The organism is Basfia succiniciproducens (genome assembly GCF_011455875.1).
Classification (GTDB): Bacteria; Pseudomonadota; Gammaproteobacteria; order Enterobacterales; family Pasteurellaceae; genus Basfia; species Basfia succiniciproducens.
Map to the genome: position 1 here is coordinate 661832 of NZ_CP015031.1, position 24638 is coordinate 686469.

24 protein-coding genes are annotated in these 24638 nt (G+C 40.0%); 17 read left to right on the forward strand and 7 right to left on the reverse strand.

Features of this window, described 5'->3' with window-relative positions:
• The first annotated feature begins 35 nt into the window (after positions 1 to 35).
• The 5 genes from A4G13_RS03005 (at position 36) to A4G13_RS03025 (ending at position 3192) form a co-directional block, all read left to right on the forward strand.
• Positions 36 to 488, forward strand: coding sequence for an ATP-binding protein (locus A4G13_RS03005; RefSeq protein WP_090653589.1), 453 nt, complete (start codon positions 36 to 38; stop codon positions 486 to 488).
• A 169-nt stretch (positions 489 to 657) separates the two neighbouring features.
• Complete coding sequence (locus tag A4G13_RS03010; RefSeq protein WP_041639706.1) at positions 658 to 1032, forward strand: hypothetical protein; 375 nt, start codon at positions 658 to 660, stop codon at positions 1030 to 1032.
• Between the two features lie 202 nt (positions 1033 to 1234).
• Positions 1235 to 1531 (forward strand): YcgL domain-containing protein, encoded by a 297-nt coding sequence (locus A4G13_RS03015; protein WP_090653590.1) that lies wholly within the window; start codon positions 1235 to 1237, stop codon positions 1529 to 1531.
• Between the two features lie 68 nt (positions 1532 to 1599).
• Positions 1600 to 2403, forward strand: coding sequence for an exodeoxyribonuclease III (gene xthA, locus A4G13_RS03020; protein WP_011200224.1), 804 nt, complete (start codon positions 1600 to 1602; stop codon positions 2401 to 2403).
• A 15-nt stretch (positions 2404 to 2418) separates the two neighbouring features.
• A complete protein-coding gene (locus A4G13_RS03025; protein ID WP_090653592.1) occupies positions 2419 to 3192 on the forward strand; it encodes a TIGR01619 family protein in 774 nt (257 codons plus the stop codon).
• Between the two features lie 88 nt (positions 3193 to 3280).
• Here A4G13_RS03025 and hxpB read toward each other — a convergent pair whose 3' ends face one another.
• On the reverse strand, positions 3281 to 3946 hold the full coding sequence (gene hxpB / locus A4G13_RS03030; RefSeq protein WP_090653594.1) for a hexitol phosphatase HxpB: 666 nt from the start codon (positions 3944 to 3946) through the stop codon (positions 3281 to 3283).
• Positions 3946 to 4815, reverse strand: coding sequence for a fructosamine kinase family protein (locus A4G13_RS03035; RefSeq protein WP_090653596.1), 870 nt, complete (start codon positions 4813 to 4815; stop codon positions 3946 to 3948). The genes hxpB and A4G13_RS03035 overlap by 1 nt, the downstream gene beginning before the upstream one ends.
• A 158-nt stretch (positions 4816 to 4973) precedes the next feature.
• Here A4G13_RS03035 and grxB point away from each other — a divergent pair, with 158 nt between their 5' ends.
• From grxB to rplT, 11 genes are all read left to right on the forward strand, one after another.
• Positions 4974 to 5624 (forward strand): glutaredoxin 2, encoded by a 651-nt coding sequence (gene grxB, locus A4G13_RS03040; protein WP_090653598.1) that lies wholly within the window; start codon positions 4974 to 4976, stop codon positions 5622 to 5624.
• Between the two features lie 182 nt (positions 5625 to 5806).
• Positions 5807 to 7738, forward strand: coding sequence for a threonine--tRNA ligase (gene thrS, locus A4G13_RS03045; RefSeq protein ID WP_090653600.1), 1932 nt, complete (start codon positions 5807 to 5809; stop codon positions 7736 to 7738).
• Between the two features lie 181 nt (positions 7739 to 7919).
• The gene (locus tag A4G13_RS03050) at positions 7920 to 9437 is read left to right on the forward strand and encodes a type I restriction-modification system subunit M (RefSeq protein ID WP_090653602.1); all 1518 of its coding nucleotides are present in this window, start codon (positions 7920 to 7922) and stop codon (positions 9435 to 9437) included.
• Between the two features lie 204 nt (positions 9438 to 9641).
• Positions 9642 to 10766, forward strand: a complete 1125-nt coding sequence (locus tag A4G13_RS03055; RefSeq protein WP_090653604.1) for a restriction endonuclease subunit S — start codon at positions 9642 to 9644, stop codon at positions 10764 to 10766.
• Positions 10767 to 10803: 37 nt separating this feature from the next.
• Positions 10804 to 11832, forward strand: a complete 1029-nt coding sequence (locus A4G13_RS03060; protein ID WP_090653606.1) for a hypothetical protein — start codon at positions 10804 to 10806, stop codon at positions 11830 to 11832.
• Positions 11829 to 12347 carry a hypothetical protein gene (locus tag A4G13_RS03065; protein ID WP_090653608.1) on the forward strand — a complete coding sequence of 173 codons (519 nt, stop codon included), beginning with the start codon at positions 11829 to 11831 and terminating at the stop codon, positions 12345 to 12347. Before A4G13_RS03060 ends, A4G13_RS03065 begins: the two co-directional genes overlap by 4 nt.
• Positions 12348 to 12364: 17 nt before the next feature.
• Positions 12365 to 15634 (forward strand): type I restriction endonuclease subunit R, encoded by a 3270-nt coding sequence (locus A4G13_RS03070; protein WP_090653609.1) that lies wholly within the window; start codon positions 12365 to 12367, stop codon positions 15632 to 15634.
• Between the two features lie 3 nt (positions 15635 to 15637).
• Positions 15638 to 16363: a M48 family metallopeptidase gene (locus A4G13_RS03075; protein ID WP_090653611.1), complete on the forward strand. Its 726-nt coding sequence runs from the start codon at positions 15638 to 15640 to the stop codon at positions 16361 to 16363.
• A 210-nt stretch (positions 16364 to 16573) separates the two neighbouring features.
• A complete protein-coding gene (gene infC / locus A4G13_RS03080) occupies positions 16574 to 17062 on the forward strand; it encodes a translation initiation factor IF-3 (protein WP_041639711.1) in 489 nt (162 codons plus the stop codon).
• Positions 17063 to 17309: 247 nt separating this feature from the next.
• Positions 17310 to 17507 (forward strand): 50S ribosomal protein L35, encoded by a 198-nt coding sequence (gene rpmI / locus A4G13_RS03085; protein WP_011200231.1) that lies wholly within the window; start codon positions 17310 to 17312, stop codon positions 17505 to 17507.
• A gap of 93 nt (positions 17508 to 17600) precedes the next feature.
• Entirely contained in the window at positions 17601 to 17954 is a 354-nt protein-coding gene (gene rplT, locus A4G13_RS03090) for a 50S ribosomal protein L20 (protein WP_005596075.1), read from the forward strand.
• A 47-nt stretch (positions 17955 to 18001) separates the two neighbouring features.
• On the opposite strand, the gene A4G13_RS03095 is transcribed toward rplT, so the two are convergent.
• The 5 genes from A4G13_RS03095 to xseB form a co-directional block, all read right to left on the reverse strand.
• Complete coding sequence (locus A4G13_RS03095; RefSeq protein ID WP_090653613.1) at positions 18002 to 18607, reverse strand: hypothetical protein; 606 nt, start codon at positions 18605 to 18607, stop codon at positions 18002 to 18004.
• A gap of 29 nt (positions 18608 to 18636) precedes the next feature.
• A complete protein-coding gene (lplA, locus tag A4G13_RS03100) occupies positions 18637 to 19659 on the reverse strand; it encodes a lipoate--protein ligase (protein ID WP_090653615.1) in 1023 nt (340 codons plus the stop codon).
• A gap of 217 nt (positions 19660 to 19876) precedes the next feature.
• A complete protein-coding gene (gene dxs, locus A4G13_RS03105; RefSeq protein ID WP_090653617.1) occupies positions 19877 to 21730 on the reverse strand; it encodes a 1-deoxy-D-xylulose-5-phosphate synthase in 1854 nt (617 codons plus the stop codon).
• A 24-nt stretch (positions 21731 to 21754) separates the two neighbouring features.
• Entirely contained in the window at positions 21755 to 22645 is an 891-nt protein-coding gene (gene ispA, locus A4G13_RS03110; protein ID WP_090653618.1) for a (2E,6E)-farnesyl diphosphate synthase, read from the reverse strand.
• Between the two features lie 12 nt (positions 22646 to 22657).
• The gene (xseB, locus tag A4G13_RS03115) at positions 22658 to 22906 is read right to left on the reverse strand and encodes an exodeoxyribonuclease VII small subunit (RefSeq protein WP_090653620.1); all 249 of its coding nucleotides are present in this window, start codon (positions 22904 to 22906) and stop codon (positions 22658 to 22660) included.
• Positions 22907 to 23177: 271 nt separating this feature from the next.
• Here xseB and thiI point away from each other — a divergent pair, with 271 nt between their 5' ends.
• Entirely contained in the window at positions 23178 to 24638 is a 1461-nt protein-coding gene (gene thiI / locus A4G13_RS03120; protein ID WP_090653622.1) for a tRNA uracil 4-sulfurtransferase ThiI, read from the forward strand.

Consider the following 24638-nt stretch of genomic DNA (forward strand, 5'->3'; position numbering starts at 1 on the left):
AGGCGCAGAATTAAGTATTCTGCGTTTCTCTTTTTATGCACAAACTCATTATTATCCGCGGTCATTCGGGTTCAGGCAAAACCACATTTGCCCTAAAGAAGATTGCCGAATTCAAACGACAATACCCGGTAGGGCATGTTTTTCATATTGAAAATGATCACTATTTAATTGAAAACGATAAATATATTTGGACTGAACAACGTTTCCGGCAAGCCAGGCTGCAAGCGCAAAGAACGATTTATCGGGCATTTAGGTTTTGTCGAAAACACAATGCGCCGGATTGCTTGATAGTGATTAGTAATGTTGGGGTGAATAAACAGGAAATTCAATGTTTTGTTCATCAGGCAGAGAAACAGAATATGCAGGTGGAAATTTATCGATTGCGGCATTTTTACCCTAATACTCACCATGTTCCGGAAGATACGGTGATGAGCATGTACCGTCATTTATGCGCCAACCCGATTGAAGGCGAGATTATCATTGATTGAAAGTGCGGTCGGTTTTTTATGATTTTTTAGATTGAGATAAATTTATCGCAAAGATTTGTAAAGAAATGTAAGTTGTATTTACTTCTGCAATCGGTTTGCTCTACACTTTTTTCTCGAAAGTGAGAGGCAAGAGGTTCTCTTGCTATTATTTGTTTATCTAGGAGCAAAAATGAAAAAATTAGCATTAGCCGCATTAATTTTAGGTTCAAGTTTAGCGTTAACCGCTTGTGATCAAGCTAAAGAACAAGCTTCACAAACAACAGAAACCGTGACTGAAACGGCTAAAGATGTGAAAGACAACGCTGTTGAAAAAGCCGGCGAAGTAAAAGACAATGCGGTAGAAAAAGCAAATGAAGTTAAAGATGCGGCTGCCGAAAAAATGGATGCCGCAGTAGATGCAACTAAAGAAAAAGTTGCAGCTGCTAAAGAAGCGGTCGCGGATAAAGCGGAAGAAGTAAAAAATGCCGTATCCGATAAAGCAGCTGAAATGAAAGAAGCCGTATCTGATAAAGCAAACGAAGTAAAAGACGCGGCAGAGAAATAAGCATACCGCCAATTAAGTCTCAATTTATTTTATAAAATCCTGATTGAATTCATTCCAGTCAGGATTTTTCTTTATATAGATAATTCAACAAAATCCGATTTAATTTAGAAGTTTTACCCCAACTAACGCAATTAACTGTTAAACTATGCATTCCGTTTTATTTAGCTATCATATAAATTCAAAATATCACAAGGGAAACATTATGCTATGCGCCATTTATAAAAGTAAAAAGAAAGAAGGAATGTACTTATATGTAGCCAAACGTGATTATTTTGATGAAGTGCCGGAAACTTTAAAAATGGCGTTCGGTACGCCGAATTTTGTTATGCTGTTTAATTTATTGGGCGAAAAAAAATTGGTGCGGGCGGAAAATCAAGAAGTGCTGAAACATATTCAGCAGCAAGGTTTTTATTTGCAAATGCCGCCTAAACAAGAAAGTTTATTTGAACAATTTAAGGCGGAACAAAAGGCAAAACAAACAAAAATAAAACGGCATTAAAAGTGCGGTAGAATTTTGTCAATTTTTTATCAACTCCGGTTGGAATGTATTTTATAAATAGGAATAATATGAAAATAATTTCTTTTAATATTAATGGATTAAGAGCCCGCCCTCATCAATTGGATAAAATTGTCGAGCAGTATCAACCGGATATTATCGGTTTGCAGGAAATTAAAGTCGCCGATGAAATGTTCCCTCATGAGCTGGTGGATCATCTCGGTTATCATGTTTATCATCACGGACAAAAAGGGCATTATGGTGTAGCATTATTGTGTAAACAAGCACCGAAAGCGGTACACAAAGGATTTTCTACCGATACGGAAGATGCGCAAAAGCGTTTGATTATGGCGGATTTTGAGACTGCTTTTGGCGCGTTAACTGTGGTAAACGGTTATTTCCCGCAAGGCGAGAGCCGCGATCATGAAACGAAATTTCCGGCTAAAGAAAAATTTTATGCGGATTTATTGAATTACGTTAAAAACGAGCATAATCCGGAAAGTAATATTATTATCATGGGCGATATGAACATCAGTCCGACGGATTTAGATATCGGTATCGGCGAAGACAGCCGCAAACGTTGGTTAAGAACCGGCAAATGCTCATTTTTACCGGAAGAGAGAGAGTGGTACCAGCGTTTATATGAATGCGGATTAGAAGATACCTTTCGTAAATTGAATCCTTGGACGAATGACAAATTCTCCTGGTTCGATTATCGCTCCAAAGGATTTGCTGAAAACCGCGGATTGCGTATCGACCATATTTTAGCCAATTCAAAATTAGCGGAACGCTGCGTAGATACGGGAATTGCGTTGGATATTCGGGCGATGGAAAAACCTTCCGATCACGCACCTATTTGGGCAACATTTAAATAGTCATAAGGATAACCCATGGATCAAAACTGGCAAACTTATCGGACTTTAGTGAACGATCATATTGCGATTTTTTCTGCGAATTTAGCGATTTTTGAACAATTTTCATCAGAAGCGGCAAAATTATCTAAAGTCGTTCAATTTTCTATCGGCTATTGTGCCGATGAAAACGGTTTGCCTCAGGCGGAAGAACATCAATTATTGTTTAGAAATATTTTGCGTGCTTTAACAAATTTATCCGCTCTTTCCGATACTCTTTATGCCGGACATATCGTGAGTAATGGAAAAGCAAAATTATATTTTTATACTAATGATACCGATGCATTTATCCAAGTTCTGAATGGTCTTGGCTATACGGATGATTTGGATATTCAGGATGATCCGAATTGGGATATTTATTTCGATTTTTTATTGCCGTCGCCGTTGGAAAGTAAAATGAATGCCACGGAAGAAATTCTTGATCTGCTGGTGCGAAACGGACGGGATCTAGAGGATATTTTCTTAGTGGAGCATACCTTTTATTTTGAAGATAAAGAGAATTTGCTTGAATTTATTGAAAGTGCCGAGTTAGATGATGTGTCTTTTAATGCTTTAAAATACACGGATGAGCCGGTTCCGGTAAATGATGAAGAAATGCTGTATATGGCAAAAATTGAGCAGGAACTTACCTTGAACAACAATGAAATCTTTATGCTGGTTGAAAAGTTTGAACATTTAGCCCATCAGTATTTCGGTGAGTATGTCGGCTGGGAATGTGATGAGCTGGAGCCAAACAGAGGTCAGTTGAATTAAGGACTAAAAGTGCGGAGAAAAAAACGGGAATTTTACTAAAGTTCAACGAATTAAGGGAAGATAATGATCTTCCCTTAATTTTTCAGTATTAGATAGAATCCAGCTTGCCGATTACGGTTTCATCAATTTCCCGTAGAGTAGCTAATTTTATATCGGCAAGTGCCCAACGAGGGTCATCCGAACCAAGCACGCCGGGAACAACAATGCATTTCATCGATGCGGCTTTGACAGAAACCATGCCGACTACCGAATCTTCAATGCCGATACATTCTGTCGCTTCGACACCCAGCATTTCCGCCGCATGCAACCAAACGGCGGGATGCGGTTTGTTGTGGCTTAATTCTGTTGCGGAAGACAGATAGCTAAAATATTGATCGATGCCGCAACTTTGTGTGATTTCTTCCAATAATATTCTTGGCGAAGCGGAAGCGACGGCGAGCTTATAACCAAGTGCGGTCAATTTTTGTAAAGTTTCCTGCACTCCGTCAATAAGCGGTTTTTGCGCTAAAATCAAACTGATTGCATGCTCATTTAAGCGTTGCGCCATTTCCGCTACCGGCACCGGCGAACTCTGATATTTTTCATAAACGGCTTTGACGATACCTAATGAAGGAATTCCCGTTAAAGCAAGCATATCATCATAGGTGACGGGAATGCCTTCGGCGTTAAATACATCAATTCCCGCTTGTTTCCATACAGGCTCGGAGTCAATTAACACTCCGTCCATATCAAAAATGATCGCTTTAATGGTCATTATTCTTCCTCAGACATCAAATAATTTAATAATTTTTGCGTTAATGTAATGTAATGCCCTTTAAATCTATGGCTGAAATTAATCAGATAATAGAGTTGATAGAGCGGTTTACGTTGCTGATAACCCTTATCTAACGGATAAGTACGGTTATAATTATCGTAAAATTCTTGAGGGAACGGCTCAAACAGTTCGGTAAAGGCAAGATCGCATTCACGGTCTCCCCAATAGCAGGCAGGGTCGTAGGTGGTAACTTTACCTTTTACCAAACCACAGTTTTCAATCCATAAGTTACCATGTAACAAAGACGGTTTCGGTTTATGTTTCACCAATTTGCCGGCGGCCATGTCAATAATGGACTGAATATCGCCTAACTCAATACCTTTTTCTTTACAAATCTGTAGTTGCCAGCCGATACGCTGTTCGGCAAAAAAGGTTGCCCAATTGAGTTTCCATTCGTTAGGTTGATAAACCGGACCTAGCCAAGTATCGAAATCCAAACCGAATTTTTCAGAACTGTGTTGAGCGTGAAGTTGGGCAAGTTTGACACCAAATTCCCCCATAGTTTCAGCGGTAATCGGCTCCAGCGGCAAGGCTTCCAGAAGCAGAAAACTGTGGTTTTGCGAACAACCTACGCCGTAGACTTGTGGTACGGGAATGGTATTCGTACGTGCAAGCAATTGGAGTTGATCCGCTTCTGCTCGAAACATTGAACGATAAGATTTTTCATCCAATTTAACGAAAACAGGCTGAATGCCGTCATTAATCAACCAAGCTTCATGCACTTCACCGCTATGAATTTTTTCTTTATCTTTGATGTTGTAATAGGCACCAAATTGGTCTGCTAAGACTTGAGAAACTGATTTCCACATACTTGCCCCCTAAATTTAACGACATTTAAGATTATCTTCATAATAGAGATAAACAGGCAAAGAATCTGTGATATAGGTCAAAGAATTTAAAGTTGTTGAAATAAAAAACAAAAATGATATAACTCTATAACAATCAAATTATCAGTCAGGAGAACGTTATGAAGCTATATGTATATGAACATTGCCCGTTTTGTGTGCGTGCGAGAATGATATTCGGGCTTAAGAATTTACCTTTTGAGCCGGAAGTTTTATCAAATGATGACGAAGCAACGCCAACCTCGTTAGTCGGTAAAAAAGTGGTTCCTATTTTAGTGAAAGATGACGGCACGGCGATGCCGGAAAGTCTGGATATCGTAAAATATGTAGATGAAAATTTTGGCGATAAATTGCTGACGGAACAAATCCGCCCCGAATTGGAAGTGCAATTGAAACAAATCGGTAGCTACTATAATCATTTGTTATTGCCGCGCTTTGTTAAACTGGGTTTGGCGGAATATAACACGCAAAGCGCATTGAATTATTTTATTCAAAAAAAGACTAAAAGTATCGGTGATTTTGCAGAAAATCTGGCAAATACCCCGCAATATCTTGACAAATTAAACCGGGATTTAACTTTATTGGACAATTTGATTCTGGCGCAGGATAAAGTAAACGGTGAGCAGCTTTCTGTTGAAGATATTATCTTATTCCCGATGCTGCGTAATTTAACTTGTGTGAAAGGCGTGATTTTTCCAACCCGCGTTAAAAATTATGTGGATTGTATGGCGAAAATGAGCAAGATTGATCTTTTTTACGGGAATGCAGTTTAATTAGTTGCCGGTTAGCAACGGACTCTCACATTACAACTTTCAAAAAATCGTGCTAAAATAACCGCACTTTTACTGTACATGGTAGGTACAAAGCAAAAGTGCGGTGCATTTTCGCACCTTTTTTATTTATTCATAAGCACAAGTCATCTTTCGTATGGATGACCACTGTATAAGGATTTAACATGCCAATTATTACTTTACCCGACGGTTCACAACGTCAATTCGATAATCCCGTATCCGTTCTGGAAGTCGCTCAATCAATCGGTGCAGGCCTGGCCAAAGCCACTATTGCCGGCCGTGTCAACGGCGAACGCCGTGATGCCTGCGATATGATTACTGAAGACAGCACACTTGAAATCATCACTGCAAAAGACGAAGACGGTCTGGAAATTATCCGCCATTCCTGCGCGCACTTGCTTGGTCACGCGATTAAACAACTTTTCCCCGATGTAAAAATGGCTATCGGTCCGACTATCGATAACGGTTTTTATTATGACGTGGATTTAGAGCACTCATTAAGCCAGGAAGATTTGGATGCCTTGGAAAAACGCATGCTGGAACTGGCGAAAACGAATTACGACGTAGTGAAACGACGTGTAAGCTGGCAGGAAGCTCGCGATACTTTTGAAAAACGCGGCGAGCCGTACAAAATGGCGATTTTAGACGAAAATATTGCGAAAGACGATCACCCGGCGTTGTATCATCATGAAGAATATATCGATATGTGTCGCGGTCCGCACGTACCAAATATGCGTTTCTGCCATCATTTCAAACTGCAAAAAGTGGCAGGCGCATACTGGCGCGGCGACAGCAAAAATAAAATGTTGCAACGCGTTTACGGTACCGCTTGGGCGGATAAAAAACAATTAAACGAATATTTAACCCGTTTGGAAGAAGCGGCAAAACGCGACCACCGCAAAATCGGTAAGGCTCTAGATCTTTACCACATGCAGGAAGAAGCGCCGGGTATGGTATTCTGGCACAATGACGGCTGGACGATTTTCCGTGAATTGGAAACCTTTGTGCGCACCAAATTAAAAGAATACGATTATCAGGAAGTTAAAGGTCCGTTTATGATGGACCGCGTGCTTTGGGAAAAAACCGGTCACTGGCAAAATTACGGCGATTTGATGTTCACCACGCAATCTGAAAACCGCGAATACGCCATTAAACCGATGAACTGTCCGGGCCACGTACAAATTTTCAATCAAGGCTTAAAATCATACCGTGATTTACCGATTCGTATGGCGGAATTCGGTTCCTGCCACCGTAACGAACCGTCCGGTTCTCTGCACGGTTTAATGCGCGTACGCGGTTTTACTCAGGATGACGCCCATATTTTCTGTACCGAAGACCAAATCGAAAGTGAAGTGACTTCATGTATCCGCATGGTTTACGATATTTACAGTACTTTCGGCTTCACTAATATTGCGGTGAAACTTTCTACCCGTCCGGAAAACCGTATCGGTGACGATGCGATGTGGGACCGTGCGGAACAGGGCTTAGCCAACGCATTGGCCCACAACGGTTTGCAATATGAAATACAGGAAGGTGAAGGTGCGTTCTACGGTCCGAAAATCGAGTTTGCATTGCGCGACTGTTTAGACCGTGAATGGCAATGCGGTACGGTACAGTTAGACTTCGCCTTACCGGGTCGCTTAAACGCCTCTTACGTAGCGGAAGATAACGACCGCCGTACACCGGTAATGATTCACCGCGCAATTTTAGGTTCGATTGAACGTTTCATCGGTATCATCACCGAAGAATACGCCGGTTTCTTCCCAAGCTGGCTGGCGCCGGTGCAGGCAGTAGTGATGAATATCACCGACAGCCAGGCGGAATACGTACAAAAAGTTACAAAAACCTTATCCGATGCCGGTTTACGCGTGAAATCGGATTTACGTAACGAAAAAGTAGGCTTCAAAGTCCGCGAACATACTTTACGCCGCGTACCTTATATGCTGGTTTGCGGTGACAAAGAAATCAGTGAGGGTAAAGTTTCGGTACGTACCCGCAGAGGTGCGGATTTAGGCACTTACAGAGTAGAGGAATTTGTAGAAATTCTGAAAAATCAAGTAAGATCAAGAGAATTGAAATTGCTTGGTGAAGAGTAGTTAATCGCTTTGAAATAAATTGAATTTATATATACGCTCAAATTTCGGTTTGAGCGTATTTTTTTATATAATCACCTTTATTTCAACCATTTTACTGATGTCAGTAAAACAGTTCATACTAAATATTCAAACCATATCGAGCATATTCTCGATATGGTCGAAATATATACAAGGATAACCAATGACCACTCAAATTAACCAAGACGATATTAATAAAGCCCTTTGGTCTGCTTGCGATACATTCCGCGGCACAATCAGTGCCGATACCTACAAAGATTTCATCTTAACGATGCTGTTTTTAAAGTACATTTCTGATGTATGGCAGGATCACTACAACGCTTATCAAACCGAATATGGCAATGAGCCCGAGTTAATTGCAGAGATGATGAAGCAAGAGCGTTTTGTATTACCCCCGCAAGCGAATTTCTATCACCTATATGAAAGACGTTTTGAAGCGGGTAATGGCGAGCGAATCGATCAGGCATTACACGCCATCGAAGAAGCGAACGGTACCAAGCTGAAAGACGCGGGTAAAAGCGTGTTCCAAGACATTTCTTTTAACACCGATAAATTGGGTGAAGAAAAGCAAAAAAATACTATTTTGCGTGAGCTATTAGAAGATTTTGCCAAACCTGAACTTGACCTAAAACCAAGCCGAGTAGGAACGTTGGATATTATCGGTAATGCCTACGAATTTCTGATTAAAAACTTTGCCGCAAGTGGCGGGCAAAAAGCCGGCGAATTTTATACCCCGCCCGAAGTATCGGATTTAATCGCCGAACTGTTAGAACCCAAAGCGGGCGATAGTATTTGCGACCCTGCTTGCGGTTCCGCTTCATTATTGATGAAGTGCGGTCGCAAAGTGGTGCAAAATTATCAAAGTAAAAATTATGCCCTATACGGACAGGAGGCGATTGGTTCTACTTGGTCATTGGCGAAAATGAATATGTTTTTGCACGGCGAAGATAATCATAAAATCGAATGGGGTGATACGATCCGCAATCCGAAATTATTGGATAACAACGGACAACTGATTAAGTTTGATGTTGTCACCGCCAACCCGCCGTTTTCATTGGATAAATGGGGCTATGATGATGTGAAGCAAGATCGCTTCCAACGCTTTGCACGCGGATTACCGCCGAAAACCAAAGGGGACTATGCTTTTATCTCGCATATGATCGAAACCCTAAAAGAGCACACCGGGCGAATGGGCGTGGTGGTTCCGCACGGGGTATTATTCCGTGGCGCGGCGGAAGGCAAAATCCGTCAAAAATTGATTGAAGAAAATCTGCTAGATGCAGTAATCGGCTTACCTGAAAAACTGTTCTACGGCACAGGTATCCCCGCAGCCATTTTAGTCTTCCGCAAAGATAAAAGCGATGATTCGGTATTATTTATCGACGCAAGCCGAGAGTTTAAAGCAGGCAAAAACCAAAATACCCTAACCCCTGAAAATATTGACAAAATCGCCCAAACCTACCGCACCCGACAAGCGGTCGAAAAATATGCGTATCTTGCAAATTTAGCTGAAATTCAGGAAAACGACTTCAACCTAAATATCCCACGCTATGTAGATACCTTTGAAGCCGAGCAACCCATCGACTTAAATGCCGTGCGTGCCGAACGAGTGCAACTACAGCAACAACTGGCGGAATTAGAAACCAAAATGGCAGGTTATTTGAAAGAGTTAGGGTATTGATAACTGTATAAACACACAACAAGTTCCCGACGTCGGGAACTTGTTTAATGACGAATATCCTATATAAATATACAACATATGTCTGGCGTCGAGCATATGTTCATAAAATAATCTAAACGTAGGGCGGGATTTATCCCGCCGACCAAGCAATAAATAACAAGCGGTTAAATTAACCAAAAATTTTGCAAATTAGGAAATAAGAATATGAGTAAGTTGCTGAGTGGGTGGAAATTTGAACTATTGGATAATTTAGCTATTAGAGGAAGTGGGCATACACCTAGCAAAAGCGTAAAAGAGTATTGGAATGGAGGTATAAAATGGATATCTTTGGCTGACAGTTCAAAATTAGATAAAGGTCTCATTTTTGAAACTGATAAAAAAATTTCAGAGCTAGGTATAAAAAATTCATCTGCCGTTTTACATAGCGAAGGAACTGTTGTTTTATCAAGAGACGCCGGAGTTGGTAAAAGTGCAATAATGGCTGAAAGTATGGCTGTTAGCCAACATTTTATAACTTGGACTTGTGATGATATTAAGTTAAATAATTGGTTTTTATATTACACCTTACAAAATCGTAAGAGAGAGTTTGAAACACAAGCAGTTGGTTCAACAATCAAAACGATTGGGTTACCTTATTTCAAGAAATTAAAGATAAAATGTCCCCCGATAAATGAGCAACGAAAAATCGCTGAAACACTTTCAACGTGGGATAACGCAATTCAAGCTACAGAATCTCTAATTACCAATAGCCAACAACAGAAAAAAGCATTAATGCAGATGTTGTTAAGTGGTGAGAAAAGAGTTGGGGGATTTAGTGAGGAGTGGATACAAGCCAAATTACAGGAATTAGCCAAGATTTCAAAAGGGGCTCAATTAAATAAAGATACTCTTGCAGAAATTGGAATGTATCCAGTTATCAATGGAGGTATTGATCCGTCAGGATACACTGATAAATTTAATAGTGTTAAAGATACAATAACCATAAGTGAAGGTGGAAATTCTTGTGGCTATATCGCTTTTCAAAAGCAAGATTTTTGGTGTGGCGGGCATTGCTATACCTTGAATGATGTAAAAATTGATGTTTCTTTTTTATACCAGTTATTAAAAGCTAATGAAGAAAGTATAATGCGATTAAGAGTTGGTAGTGGATTACCAAATATACAGAAGAAATCATTAGAGAATTTTGTTTTACGTTACCCGCAAAATAAAGAAGAACAACAAAAAATCGCCGAAATTCTAACAGCAGCAGATCAAGAGATCGAAACATTGCAACAAAAATTAGAATGTTTGAAGTTGGAAAAACAGGCGTTGATGCAGAGATTGTTGTAAAATCATCCGAATAACTATTCGTATAATAAGGAAAACTATGAAAGCGACGATTACATTTTATAAAATTGATAAATGTGGGATGTATGATAGATCTAATACTAAATTAGTATTTTTAGGTGTTAAAGATATGCTTCAAGATCTATCTAATTGGGCTATAGGTAAAGAATTAGCTGAGACTGATGTTTTTAAAAAGGATAGTAGTTTTGAAGAAAATACCTATCTAGCTGATATCCAGAGCAGTGTTGATTCAACGATTCTTGTTACTTGGAACCAACTACCTTATACAGCAGCTGGAGTATTATCTTTACCAAATAAGGCTAAAGTTGGAGAAATTCGGAATGCTTATGAAAACCCTTTAGAAAAAGACTCTATTCCTGGATATCCGACATATTTTGGGTTTATTCCGTCATTGAATGTGTTTGCTACTATTTGCTTTAATACCACTGTAAATGGAAGGGCTGCAATGGAAAATTACATAAAGCATTTTATGAAATATTTTTCAAGTTATATTGTAGCTACATTTGATGATAGTACGAATACTAAAAATATAGAAGGATATAAGAATATAAGTGATGATGAAGGAAAAATATATCAATATCCACCATCATTTCAATCTAGATTGTATCCTAAAGAACAAGAAATAAAATTATTAAAAAGTAGGGCTTTTGAAGTTAAAAAAATAACTAAAAAAGCGTCGCTAACTTACAATAATGAATTATCTAAATCTTGGTATCAAAATATAATGAGTTTTATAGGTATGTCTCAATCAAAACCTGCTCATAGTGAAAAGTTTTCTGTAAAAACAGAAATATCTATAAATAATGGAATGACAGAAAATGAAGTCCAAGAGCTTTATAATAATTGGTGCCAAGATGATCAAAAGGATCTGGTTGATTATGGTTTGTCAATAGGTGATAAATTATTTTGGTTTAGTAAGTCCATTGCCAAAGATGATTTTGAGTTAGAACTATCATTCAATGCTCAAAATTCATTTGAGAATATATCCAAATTATTATCGGAGCTTGACAAAAATAGAAAACATATTTTGTCAATAATGAACGAATGATTATATATGATAAAGTTATTTTAATAGTATCATTGGTACTTGGAGTAATTTTAGGTTACTTTTTTGGAGATAATATTAGATTTTCAGAACAGTGGCCTTTATATGAGGCGCTACGCACAACCGCATCAATTATTTTTGCAGTGGTTGGAGCGTGGTTAGCTATTATTTACCCAGAAAAACTTAAAGCACCATTTAGAGATAAATATCAGAGTATTATGAGTTCTGATACTAGATTTAGTAGCTTGTTTTCCCCTATTGCCAATTCAACAATCATTTTATCTTGTGTTCTAGTTATTGGAATTATCAGTCCCATTGCTAAGCAAATAAGTATATTTATTGAATATAAAGGTATTATGCGTTCTATTAGCTTTGGATTATTATGTTGCTTGACTATTTGGCAAGTTTGTACTGTCTTTATTACATTAATTCCAGCAGATCTTTTAAAAAACAAATCTGATATTGAAATTGCAAGGCAGAACAATATAGAGCATTTAATGGGTAAACGAAAAGAATAATTAAATTAAGGAAACCTATGCACCCAACCCCAAAATTCCAAGAAAAATACAGTTCAAAAATTCCTGCATTATTGCTGTTAAATAATTTGGGGTGGGGATGTTTGTCGCCTAAAACCGCATTAGCAATGCGTAATCACAGCAAAGCTAATGTGGTGTTGGAAATGGTATTGCGTGAAGTGTTGGCGGCAAAAACTTTTCTGTATGCGGGAAAAGAAAGGCATTTATCCGCAAAGGCGGTAGATTACTTAGTTGCCGAGCTGATGAATCCTAATCTGAATGAAAGTTTAGTGAATGCCAATGAGAAAATCTATAATCATCTGCTTTATGGCATTACCGTTATCGAATTTGTCGAAGGCAAGAAAATCAGTTGCACTATTCCGATTATCGACTGGGAAAATATTGAAAATAACCGTTTCCATTTTACTGAAGAATTTGATGTCGCTAATGTCAATGGCAGTTCGGTGCGAACGCCTGATATTGTCTGCTTTGTGAATGGTTTACCTTTAGCGGTGATAGAAGGGAAACGCCCTGACGGTAAGCAAAAAAGCACTATCGAAGAGGGTATTTCCCAAACCATTCGTAACCAACGCCCGAATGAAATTCCACATCTGTTTGCCTACGCCCAGTTGGTGCTGTCGATTAACGGCACGGCAGGGCGTTATGCCACTTGTGGCACCCCTGCTAAATTCTGGTCTGCGTGGCGTGAAGAAGAGTTTTCAGAACTGGAAATGGCAAACATTAAAAATTCAGCCATTTCGCCCCAAGATCTCACCGCTATCCTACCTAATTCAGCCGATCAACAATGGTATCAGCAGCTTATTGCGCAAGGGCGTTTAGCTGTAACAGGGCAAGATCAACTGTTAATCAGTTTGCTTAGTCCTGCTCGTCTATTGGAAATGATCCGCTATTTCACGCTGTTTGATCACAAAGAGCATATTCGTGTTGTAGCTCGCTATCCGCAAGTTTTTGGGGTGAAACGCCTATTAAACCGTGTGAGCACTCAAAATGAACAAGGGGGACGCAATGGCGGGGTGATTTGGCATACCACAGGCTCGGGCAAATCTTTTACGATGGTCTTTTTCAGCAAAGCGTTGTTGTTACACCCTGCGCTAAAACAGTGCCGAATAGTGGTGGTAACGGATCGTGTCGATTTAGAAAATCAGCTAAGTCGCACTTTCTATAACAGCGGAGAACTTGCCACAAAGCGTGATCGCAAAAATGCAATGGCGACTACAGGCAAACGCCTTGCCGAGCAAATTGGTCAGGGCAATGAGCGGATTATTTTCTCGTTAATTCAGAAGTTTAATACCGCAATCGAGCAACCGAACTGTTTTAACCCAAGTGAAAATATTATCGTGCTGATTGACGAAGGGCACCGTACCCAAGGGGGTGAAAATCATATTGCAATGCGCCGAGCATTGCCGAATGCCTCTTTTGTGGCATTTACCGGTACGCCGTTGTTGAAAGATGATGAAACTACGCAAAAATTCGGCAAGATTATTCACGCCTATACAATGCAACGGGCGGTGGAAGATAAATCCGTTACGCCGCTTTTGTATGAAGAGCGTATCCCTGAATTAGAGGTAAATAAGCAGGCGATTGATAACTGGTTTGAGCGCATTACTAAATCGTTAAGCGAGCAACAAAAAGCGGATTTAAAACGCAAATTTGCTCGCAAAAGGCAGATTTATCAAGCCGATGAACGTATTCATTTAATCGCTCTGGATATTGCCTATCACCTGAATGAAAAAATCGAGCAGGGATTAAAAGGGCAGTTAGCGTGTGAAAGTAAAGTGAGCGCTATTCGTTATAAACAGTATCTTGACGAAGTCGGGTTGTTTGAAAGTGCAATAGTGATTAGCCCGCCCGATAGCCGAGAAGGCAATAGCGATATTGATGAACAGGCGAGCGATGAGGTGGTGCGTTGGTGGAATCAAAACGTGCAAGGCAATGAAGAGGTTTATACTCAACAGGTGTTAAATCGTTTTGCCGATCCGGATAGCCCGTTACGTTTATTGATTGTGGTGGATAAATTGCTGACCGGCTTTGATGAACCGAGCAATGCGGTGCTCTATATTGATAAGCCGTTAAAACAGCACAATCTGATTCAAGCTATCGCCCGTGTTAATCGCCTACATAAGCAGAAAGAATATGGACTGTTGATTGATTATCGGGGTATTTTAAAAGAGCTGGATACTACCATTGCCAAATATCAAGATTTAGCCAGCCGAACCCAAGGCGGTTACGATATCGATGATATTGAAGGCTTATATCGCCCGATGAGAAATGAATATCTGCGCTTGCTAAGTTTGTATCAACAGCTTTGGGCGGTTTTTGCGACGGTCGAAAATAAAGCGGATATTGAGCAGCTGCGCCGAGTGCTAATGCCGAATTTGGTTGCCGATTCGGAAACAAGCGGTCTGTTATTCGATAAAAATAGCAAAATTCGAGACGATTTTTATCGTGCCTTAACGGACTTTAACCGCTGTTTACAAGTAGCGTTGCAGTCGGAAGAGTTTTATCAAGATCAAAACTTCACCGATTCCGACCGCACTTTATATAAAGAAACCGCTAAACAGTTCAGCTATTTACGCCGTTTAGTGAAACAAGATTCGGGCGAACAGATTGATTACAGCGAATATGCCGACCAAGTGGAAAAATTGATTGATAAACACGTTGTTGGGCTAGGCGTAAAAGAGCCTGAAGGCATTTGCATTTATGCGGTCAATAAAATGGGTAAAGCGGAAATCAAACAGTGGGACGATACCAAAACCCGTAACGAAGCGGATAAAATCCGTTCACGCATTGCCCGCAGTATCGAACTGGATTTGAATGATGATCCTTATGCTAAAGCCCGTTTTTCCGAATTGTTGCAACAGGCGATTGAAGAGGCGGAAGCGTTATTTGATAATCCGATGAAGCAATACTTACTATTTCAAGAGTTTGAAGAACAAGTCGCGGAGCGAAAATTAGCGGAAATTCCCGATCGTTTTGCCGATAACCATTCGGCGCAAGCCTACTTTGGTGTATTTAAAACTGTGTTGCCGGAAACCTTAGCCCAACCAAGTGAGCAAGAGCGTTGGGTAGAATTAGCTTTTGAAGTGGATCGTATTGTGCTACAAGCGGTAGCAGAACATTCATTAAGTTTAGAGCAGGTAGAAAAAGAGATCAGTAAGCAATTACTGCCAATGTTGTTCAAACTTTGCCAATCTATCGGTAGCGGTATGTTGCAAGCAAAAGAGATTGTGAAACGGATTATCCAAATTGTGCGTATTGGGCATAAATAAGCAATGAACAAAACAATTTTATCTATCCCCTATGGCGAACAGCGGCTACAAGTTCGGCTTATCGAATGCCCGCAATCGAAACGCTTACGCTTAACCGTGCAGCCAAATGGCGAAATTATTGCCTATGCGCCGCAACAAGCGGTCAGAAACGAACTGGTTTTTGCAATTTCGCAACAAACGGGTTGGATTTCCCAACAATTAGCCGAACTTAGCCAATTACCGAAATTGCCTAGCCGAAAATATGTGAGTGGGGAAAGTTATCGTTATTTGGGCAGGCAATATGTGCTCAAAGTTTATAATGAACCTAATCAAGCAAATCATATTCGTCTTTGGCGTGGGCAAATTGAAGTTCAACTTAAAGATAAATCGCCTGAAAAGGTGCAGAAATCTTTAAACCAATGGTACTGCCAAAAAGCAAAACAGATTTTTCAACAACGTTTGGAATCTTTACTTGAGAAGACATTGTGGGTAACTGATAAGCCGAATATTCGTCTACGCACAATGAAAACTCGTTGGGGTAGTTGTTCGGTAAAAGGGGCATTATGGCTAAACCCAATGTTAGTTAAAGCCCCGAAAGAGTGTATCGATTATGTGATTTTGCACGAGCTGTGCCATTTAGCCGAACATAACCATAGCGAGCGTTTTTATCGTTTAATGGGGCAGGTAATGCCAAATTGGCGGGAGATGAAAATAAAACTCGACATGCAAACGGTTTTATTGCTTTCCTAAAGCGGTAATGAATTTGGTAATGTGGCTATTGCATAATTTTTGAATATCTTTTAGAATTCTTACGTTTAACTTCCTAAGTTTTTAGGGAGAAAGAGAATTTTAATCCATTGCATTGCAGTGGATGTTAATTAACAAAAAACAAGAAGGAATAAGACTATTAAACCTGTAAAACGCGTTCAAACAAATCGTGCACATCGTCTTAATGATGAAATCCGTGGCGTAAAAGAAGTTCGCTTAACTGATGAAAACGGCGAGCAAGTTGGTATCGTATCAATTCAAGAGGCATTGAGCCGTGCTGAAGAAGTTGAGTTAGACTTAGTGGAAATCAGTCCGAATGCCGAACCGCCGGTTTGTCGTATTATGAACTACGGTAAGTTTATTTACGAAAAAGAGAAAGCGGCAAAAGAACAAAAGAAAAAACAAAAAGTCGTACAAGTGAAGGAAATTAAATTCCGTCCGGGGACTGATGAGGGCGACTATCAAGTTAAGCTTCGTAACATTGTACGTTTCTTGGAAGACGGTGATAAGGTTAAAATTACAGTTCGTTTCCGTGGACGCGAAATGGCACACCAAGATATCGGGTTAGACGTATTAGATCGTGTAAAACAAGATACGGCTGAAATTGCAATGGTTGAGTCTGCACCGGGTAAGTTGGAAGGTCGTCAGGCGGTAATGGTTATTGCACCGAAGAAAAAATAATTTTATTCTTGCATAAAACGGGCGGATCCTATAGAATCCGTCCGTTTTCTCTTTTATTAAAGAGAAACAAAAGCAATCTACAGGCACATTTCGCAGCCTGATTTGCTTTTTGCCGTAAAAGGCTTATGGGCGGTAACGCTCAATCAGAGATAATTAGTGCTTTCCAAGTAAAAGTGCGGTCAGAAATGGCGGTATTTTTCGCCTGATTATTGTGTATCAAACAAAACAATGCGGAGTTTTTTTAACAATGCCTAAAATTAAAACAGTACGTGGTGCTGCGAAGCGTTTCAAAAAAACGGCTTCCGGCGGTTTCAAACGTAAACAATCTCACTTACGTCATATTTTGACTAAGAAAACAACTAAACGTAAACGTCACTTACGTCACAAATCAATGGTAGCGAAAGCAGACCAAGTATTAGTAGTAGCGTGCTTACCATACGTATAAGCCGTTAAGTAAGTTAAACGTACTTTAGTGAATTTTTAGTAGGGATGCAGTATATTGCGTCCGAAATCAAATAGACAATTAGGAGATTAAATAATGGCTCGTGTAAAACGTGGTGTTATTGCAAGAGCACGCCATAAGAAAGTTCTTAAGGCTGCTAAAGGTTATTATGGTGCTCGTTCACGTGTTTATCGTGTTGCGTTCCAAGCTGTAATTAAAGCAGGTCAATATGCTTACCGTGACCGTCGTCAACGTAAACGTCAATTCCGTCAATTATGGATTGCTCGTATCAACGCTGCGGCACGTCAAAACGGCTTATCTTACAGCAAATTCATCAACGGCTTGAAAAAAGCTTCTGTTGAAATCGATCGTAAGATTCTTGCTGACATCGCAGTATTCGACAAAGTTGCATTTGCCGCTTTAGTTGAAAAAGCAAAATCTGCGCTTTAATTTTTAAAGCATAGAGATTAGGGCACCGTTTGGTGTCCTTTTTTGTTTTACGGTGATTTAAATTGCTCTTGAAGTGCAGAAAAATCATATTCGATAATGTTTTCCTGTGAATAAGAAATATTATAAATAGAATGATATTTAACTGATAATGTAAGCTTACCTGCTTTAATTAAATCAATAAATGGCGTAATACACGGCTCTTTTCCATTTAGTACTTCATCCATTGGATAAAGCAATCTGAGGAAGTTATCCTCTTCGTCACCCGCTTTTAGAACGGCATTTTTAATTAACCATCCTTCGGAAAGCGGACAGCTATGAGAAATCTGATTGTGAGATAAAATTTCTCGCCATTTAGACGAATAATTCGATTGATATGTTTGTCCGTTTATTTGAACTTTAAATTCATCAATAATTGCCGAACCTTCGCCGTAATTTCCAACGACAATTTTCGCTTCTATCATCTGAGGATTATTTGGCAATACTATAATTTTGGGCGTGAAAGCCAGGAAAGGGCGTTTACTTTCTTTCATCAGATAATTTTGCTGATAAACAAGATAAGCGGAAAAAGCCGTGATTATAACGACTAATGAAGGCGAAATATAATGCTTTATCCAATTAAAGTGATATTTCCATTTATTTATTTGTTGACGCATAAAAATTTTTCCAAAAATTGACCGCACTTTTATTCTTCATATATGCCGTTAACCAGTAATTCCGTTAAGGCTTCAGGTTCGATGTTGCCGAAATATTGCTTAATATTAAAATGATTGAAAATTTGCGAAATAGCCTGTTTTTCATATTTTATGCCTATAAGCGCCTTTTCTAATTCAGCAATTTCGGCCAACCCGAAAAAATCACCGAAAATGCGGATATTTTGAATTTTTCCTTGCTCAACATTGAGTTTGTATTCCACTAATCCTGCGGGAAATTTATGGTAATACTCAAGAGTGAATTGCAGGGAACGTCCGTAATTCCAGTCCCAGTTGGCAAAACGCTGCTCGCGAAGTGCGTAAACCTTTTGCCAGTCTTCTTCGGTGAGACGATATTCGGGCACCTGTTCCCGAGAGGTTACATTGAATATTTTCAGCAGTAAAATATCCCGAAATTGCCGAGTAGTTAAATGTTGATATTCTGGTGAAAGATAAGGTTTGATATTCGTCACCCGTTTGCGAATAGATCGAATGCCTTTTGATTCAATTTTTTCCTTGCGGGATTTTAAGGCTTTGCTAACTTCTTCTAAATCCGAGTCGAACAAAATAGTACCGTGGGCGGTCATTCGTCCTCCTTTAGCATACATTGCGTTGCCGGAGAATTTCTTGCCGTCAATCAGTAAATCGTTTCGTCCTTCTAATTTTGCGTTTTTGGCGCCTAGCTGATGGAGCGCTTCAATTACCGGCCGAGTAAAACCGGCGAAATCACCTATAGAACCGTCATCATCTTTGATAAAACAAAAACTAAGATTGCCCAAATCATGATAAACCGCACCGCCGCCGGACATGCGACGCACTACGCGGATGTTTTTTTCATCTAAATAAGGTTGGTTAACTTCTGCGATGGTATTTTGGTTGCGACCAATAATGATTGAGGGAGAATTGATATAAAAGAGCAAAATAGGCTCATTCACCAAACGATTTTCAACTAAATAGGTTTCCAGCGCAATATTAATACCGGCATCCGTAATCTCTTTATTATCAATGAAATACATAATGATTTTTCTCATGAAATTATTTTTTGATTAATATAGTCGGAAATAATGATTAGAACAAGCATTAACGAAAAGAGCATAAAAAAACCGCTATCCAAATAGATAGCGGCGGATTCTTAAAAAATATAAGAAAGATTAAAAAAGACGACTGCAATGCAGCGCACTAGCACTTACTATGACTGGTCTAATTGACAAAAGTTCAAAAATTTATCAAAAATTAAGCAATTCTTAAAAAATTTTTGATTTGTTCTTCGATACCCGTCGCATCTAATTTTAATTCTTTCAATACTTCTTGTTGCGTACCTTGCGCAACGAATTCGTCTGGCAAGCCCAAATGCAATATATTTACATGATGTTGCTGAATATTAACCACTTCCGATACCGCGCTACCTGCGCCGCCTTGGATGGTATTTTCTTCCAAAGTTACTAAAGTACGATGCGTTTTCGCCAGTTCATTGATACGCTCATAATCCAATGGTTTAACAAAACGCATATCGACCACAGTGGCATTTAATTTTTCGGCAACATCCAATGCGTTTGGAAGCAGAGTACCGAAGTTGAGAATGGCAATGTCTTGCCCTTGGCGCACTAAGTTCGATTTACCGATTTCCAATTCTCGTAACGGTTCTAATTCTACACCGATAGCATTACCGCGAGGATAACGTACTGCCGCAGGTTTTCCGCAACAATAACCTGTGTGCAGCATGAGGCGGCATTCGTTCTCATTGCTCGGCGCCATAATAATCAGATTTGGAATGCAACGTAAGAAGCTTAAATCAAAGGCACCTTGGTGGGTCGGACCATCGGCTCCTACAATACCTGCGCGGTCGATAGCAAATAAAACCGGCAAGTTTTGAATTGCCACATCATGAATTACTTGGTCATAGGCGCGTTGCAGAAAAGTGGAATAAATCGCCACAACAGGTTTATAACCGCCAATAGCTAAACCGGCTGCTAAAGTTACCGCATGCTGTTCGGCGATTGCCACATCAAAATACTGATCCGGGAAACGATTGGAAAACTCAACCATGCCGGAACCTTCACGCATTGCCGGCGTTATACCGATAAGTTTTTCGTCTTGCTCGGCAGTCTCACATAACCATTCGCCGAAAATTTGCGAATAAGTGGGCGTAGCGGTAGATTTCGGTAACTGCCCGGTATGATAGTCAAACTTAGGTACACCGTGGAAACCGATAGGATCTTGTTCCGCCGGTGTGTAGCCTTTGCCTTTTTTGGTGCGGATATGAAGAAATTGCGGACCTTTTAAGGTTTTCATATTGCTTAAAGTAGCGATTAATTCTTCGATATTATGTCCGTCAATAGGTCCGATATAGTTAAAACCCAGCTCTTCAAAAAGCGTGCTGATCGGCGAAATTACGCCTTTCATGTGTTCCTCGGTTTTCTTCATAAAATTCTTAATCGGCGGCATGGTATCAAGAATTTTTTTACTGCTGTCGCGTAAAGAAGAATAAATGGAACCGGAAAAAATTCGGGCAAGGTGATTATTCAAACCGCCTACATTTTCGGAAATAGACATTTCATTATCGTTTAAGATAACGAGCATATCGGTATGTAATGCACCCGCATGATTCATAGCTTCAAATGCCATTCCGGCTGTGATCGCACCGTCCCCGATTACACAAACGGTTTTACGCCCGGCGTTTTCCTTTTCTGCGGCGATAGCGATGCCTAGTCCTGCGCTGATTGAGGTGGAGGAGTGTCCGACACTTAATACGTCGAATTCGCTTTCTTCACGCCAAGGGAAAGGGTGAATGCCGTCTTTTTGACGGATTGTGGTCATGCGTTCGCGACGACCGGTTAAAATTTTATGCGGATAGGCCTGGTGACCGACATCCCAAATTAATTGGTCAAAAGGCGTTTTAAAAATATAATGCAGCGCAACGGTCAATTCTACGGTGCCTAAGCCCGAAGCTAAATGCCCGCTTGTTCGACTAACGCTTTCTAATAAATATTCACGTAATTCATTGCATACTTGAGGAAGTTGATCTTTGTTTAAAAGGCGTAAATCCTCAGGCGAATTAATTAGGGAGAGAAGTGGATAGTTTTGCATGGTTGTTAGTCAGTCCCACAATAATTAATTTTTTCGATTAATAATAAATTCGGCTAAAGCACGAAGTGCCGTTGTATCAAAAGGTAAATGTTCTAATTCACCGACCGCCGCAACATAAAGTTCCCGTGCTTTTTGTTTTGCACCGGCTAAACCCAGTAATTTAGGATAAGTGCTTTTATCCGACTCTAAATCCGAGCCGACATTCTTACCGATTGCCGCCAGATCGCCCTCGATGTCTAAAATATCATCCTGAACCTGAAATGCCAGACCGATAGCGGCGGCATAGCGATCCAGTTTGGCTTCCAATGCGTTGTCGGCAAAATGCGACGAACAAATAAAGCCCATTTTTAACGCAGCGGAAAGTAAAGCGCCTGTTTTGTTGCGATGAATTTGTTCCAGTTCGCTCAGTGAAATCTGTTTATGTTCAGAAATAAGATCAAGGCTTTGCCCCAGGCACATACCGAAGACACCGGAATTATGACTTAAAACCTGAACTAAACGGAGTTTTTGTTCGGCGGAAAGTGCGGTGGATTTTGTCAGAATTTCGAAAGCAAAAGCCTGTAGCGCGTCACCGGCTAAAATAGCGGTAGCATGATCAAAGGCAATATGGCAGGTCGGCTGTCCGCGGCGTAAACTGTCATTATCCATCGCCGGTAAATCGTCATGAATTAAGGAATAAGCATGAATAGCTTCGATAGCGGCGGCGGCATAATCCAGTTGTGCCGTATCCGCGCCCAACATACGGCCGGTGGCATAAACCAAAAACGGACGAATGCGTTTTCCGCCTAATAATAATCCGTATTTCATTGCATCGGCCAGTGGCGAGGGCCGGGTATTTATTTCATCGAATTGAGCTTCTAGAAATCGGTTAATGCGTTGTTGCGCTTGTTGTAAATCATTTGAGAATTGATACATAAGTCTCATCACTTATTCATCAGTAGGTTGATAATCCGTTAATTCTGCGGTATCGCTTTTTTGCAATAAAATCTGAATCCGTTGTTCCGCTTGTTGCAGGCGTTCTTGCCCTAATTTAGCTAATTTTATTCCGTTTTCAAATTCTTTTAGCGCTTCTTCAAGAGGTAAATCGCCGGCTTCCAAGCGAGTAACGATGGTTTCCAGCTGATTTAATGTAGTTTCAAAATCTACCGTTGAATTTTCTTTTGGCTTGCGAGCCATATTCCTCTCCTTCTGATGAAACGTCGAATGCCGTATTGTACTGTATTTTTAAGGCGATGTTAAAAAATAAAATCCTTAAAATCAATTCTTTAGAATTTTATATGAAGCAAGATGAACAGACCCTAATCATAACCGACGGATTTTTATAAAAATCATCGATTTATTCGCCAGAAATCAACGGGAATAGCTCTGCTTACTTAGAGATTTACGGAAAAGTCTGCTACAATAACGCACTTTTTTTAAATAAACCGATTAAACGACAAAGATAACTATGAAATTTGTAATTAAACTTTTCCCTGAAATCATGATTAAAAGCGAAAGCGTGCGTAAACGTTTCGTGAAAATTTTAACGGGTAATATTCGTAACGTATTAAATAAATATGATGACGGCGTCGCTGTGGTTAAGCATTGGGATTATATCGAAGTGCGGTCAAAAAATGAGGAAAATCGGGCGATTCTGATTGATGTATTAGGACGTATTCCGGGCATTCATCATTTTTTGGAAGTGGACGAAAAGCCGTTTACCGATATGCACGATATTTTCGAACAAACCCTTGCAGACGTGGGCGCATCGCTTGAAAACAAGACTTTCTGCGTTCGGGTGAAACGTAAAGGTAAACACGAATTCAGTTCGTTAGACGTGGAACGATATGTGGGGGGAGGCTTGAATCAAGCCATAGAAACCGCCAAGGTAAAACTGAGTAATCCCGATGTAACGGTACGTATTGATATTGAAAACGATCACATGATGTTGATTAAAGCTCGCCACGAAGGGATTGGTGGTTATCCGATCGGTACTCAGGAAGACGTGTTATCGCTTATTTCCGGCGGTTTTGATTCGGGCGTATCAAGCTATATGTTTATCCGTCGCGGTTCGCGAGTACATTATTGCTTTTTTAATCTTGGCGGTGCCGCTCATGAAATCGGCGTGAAACAAATGGCCTATCACATTTGGAACCGTTATAGCGGTTCCCATAAAGTACGTTTCGTGGCGATTAATTTTGAAAATGTGGTCGGTGAGATTTTAGAAAAAATTGATAACGGGCAAATGGGGGTGGTGCTGAAACGTATGATGGTTCGTGCGGCCAGTAAAGTGGCGGAACGTTTCGGTATTCAGGCGATTGTAACCGGAGAAGCGTTAGGGCAGGTTTCAAGCCAAACCTTAACAAACTTACGTTTAATTGACGAAGCGGCAAGCGCGTTGGTGTTGCGCCCGTTAATTACCCATGACAAAGAGGCCATTATTGCCAAGGCAAAACAGATTGGCACCGATGATATTGCAAAATCAATGCCGGAATTCTGCGGGGTAATTTCGAAAAATCCGACCGTTAAAGCGATCAAAGAAAAAATTGAAAAAGAAGAGCTGAATTTTAATTTTGATGTACTAGAAAGTGCGGTACAAAATGCGCAATATTTAGATATTCGTCAAATTGCAGAACAAACGGAAAAGGATGTGGTTAAAGTGGATACCGTTTCCGTGCTGTCGGCCAATGACGTAATTTTAGATATTCGTAGTCCCGAAGAACATGATGAGCGCCCTTTTGAATTAGCCGGTCATGAAGTGAAGCATTTGCCTTTCTATAAATTGTCTTCGCAATTTGGCGATTTAGATCAAAGCAAGAATTATGTACTTTATTGTGAGCGAGGCGTAATGAGCAAATTGCAAGCCCTTTACTTAAAAGAAAACGGGTTTGCAAACGTGCGGGTTTTTGCGCATGGTAACATAAATTAA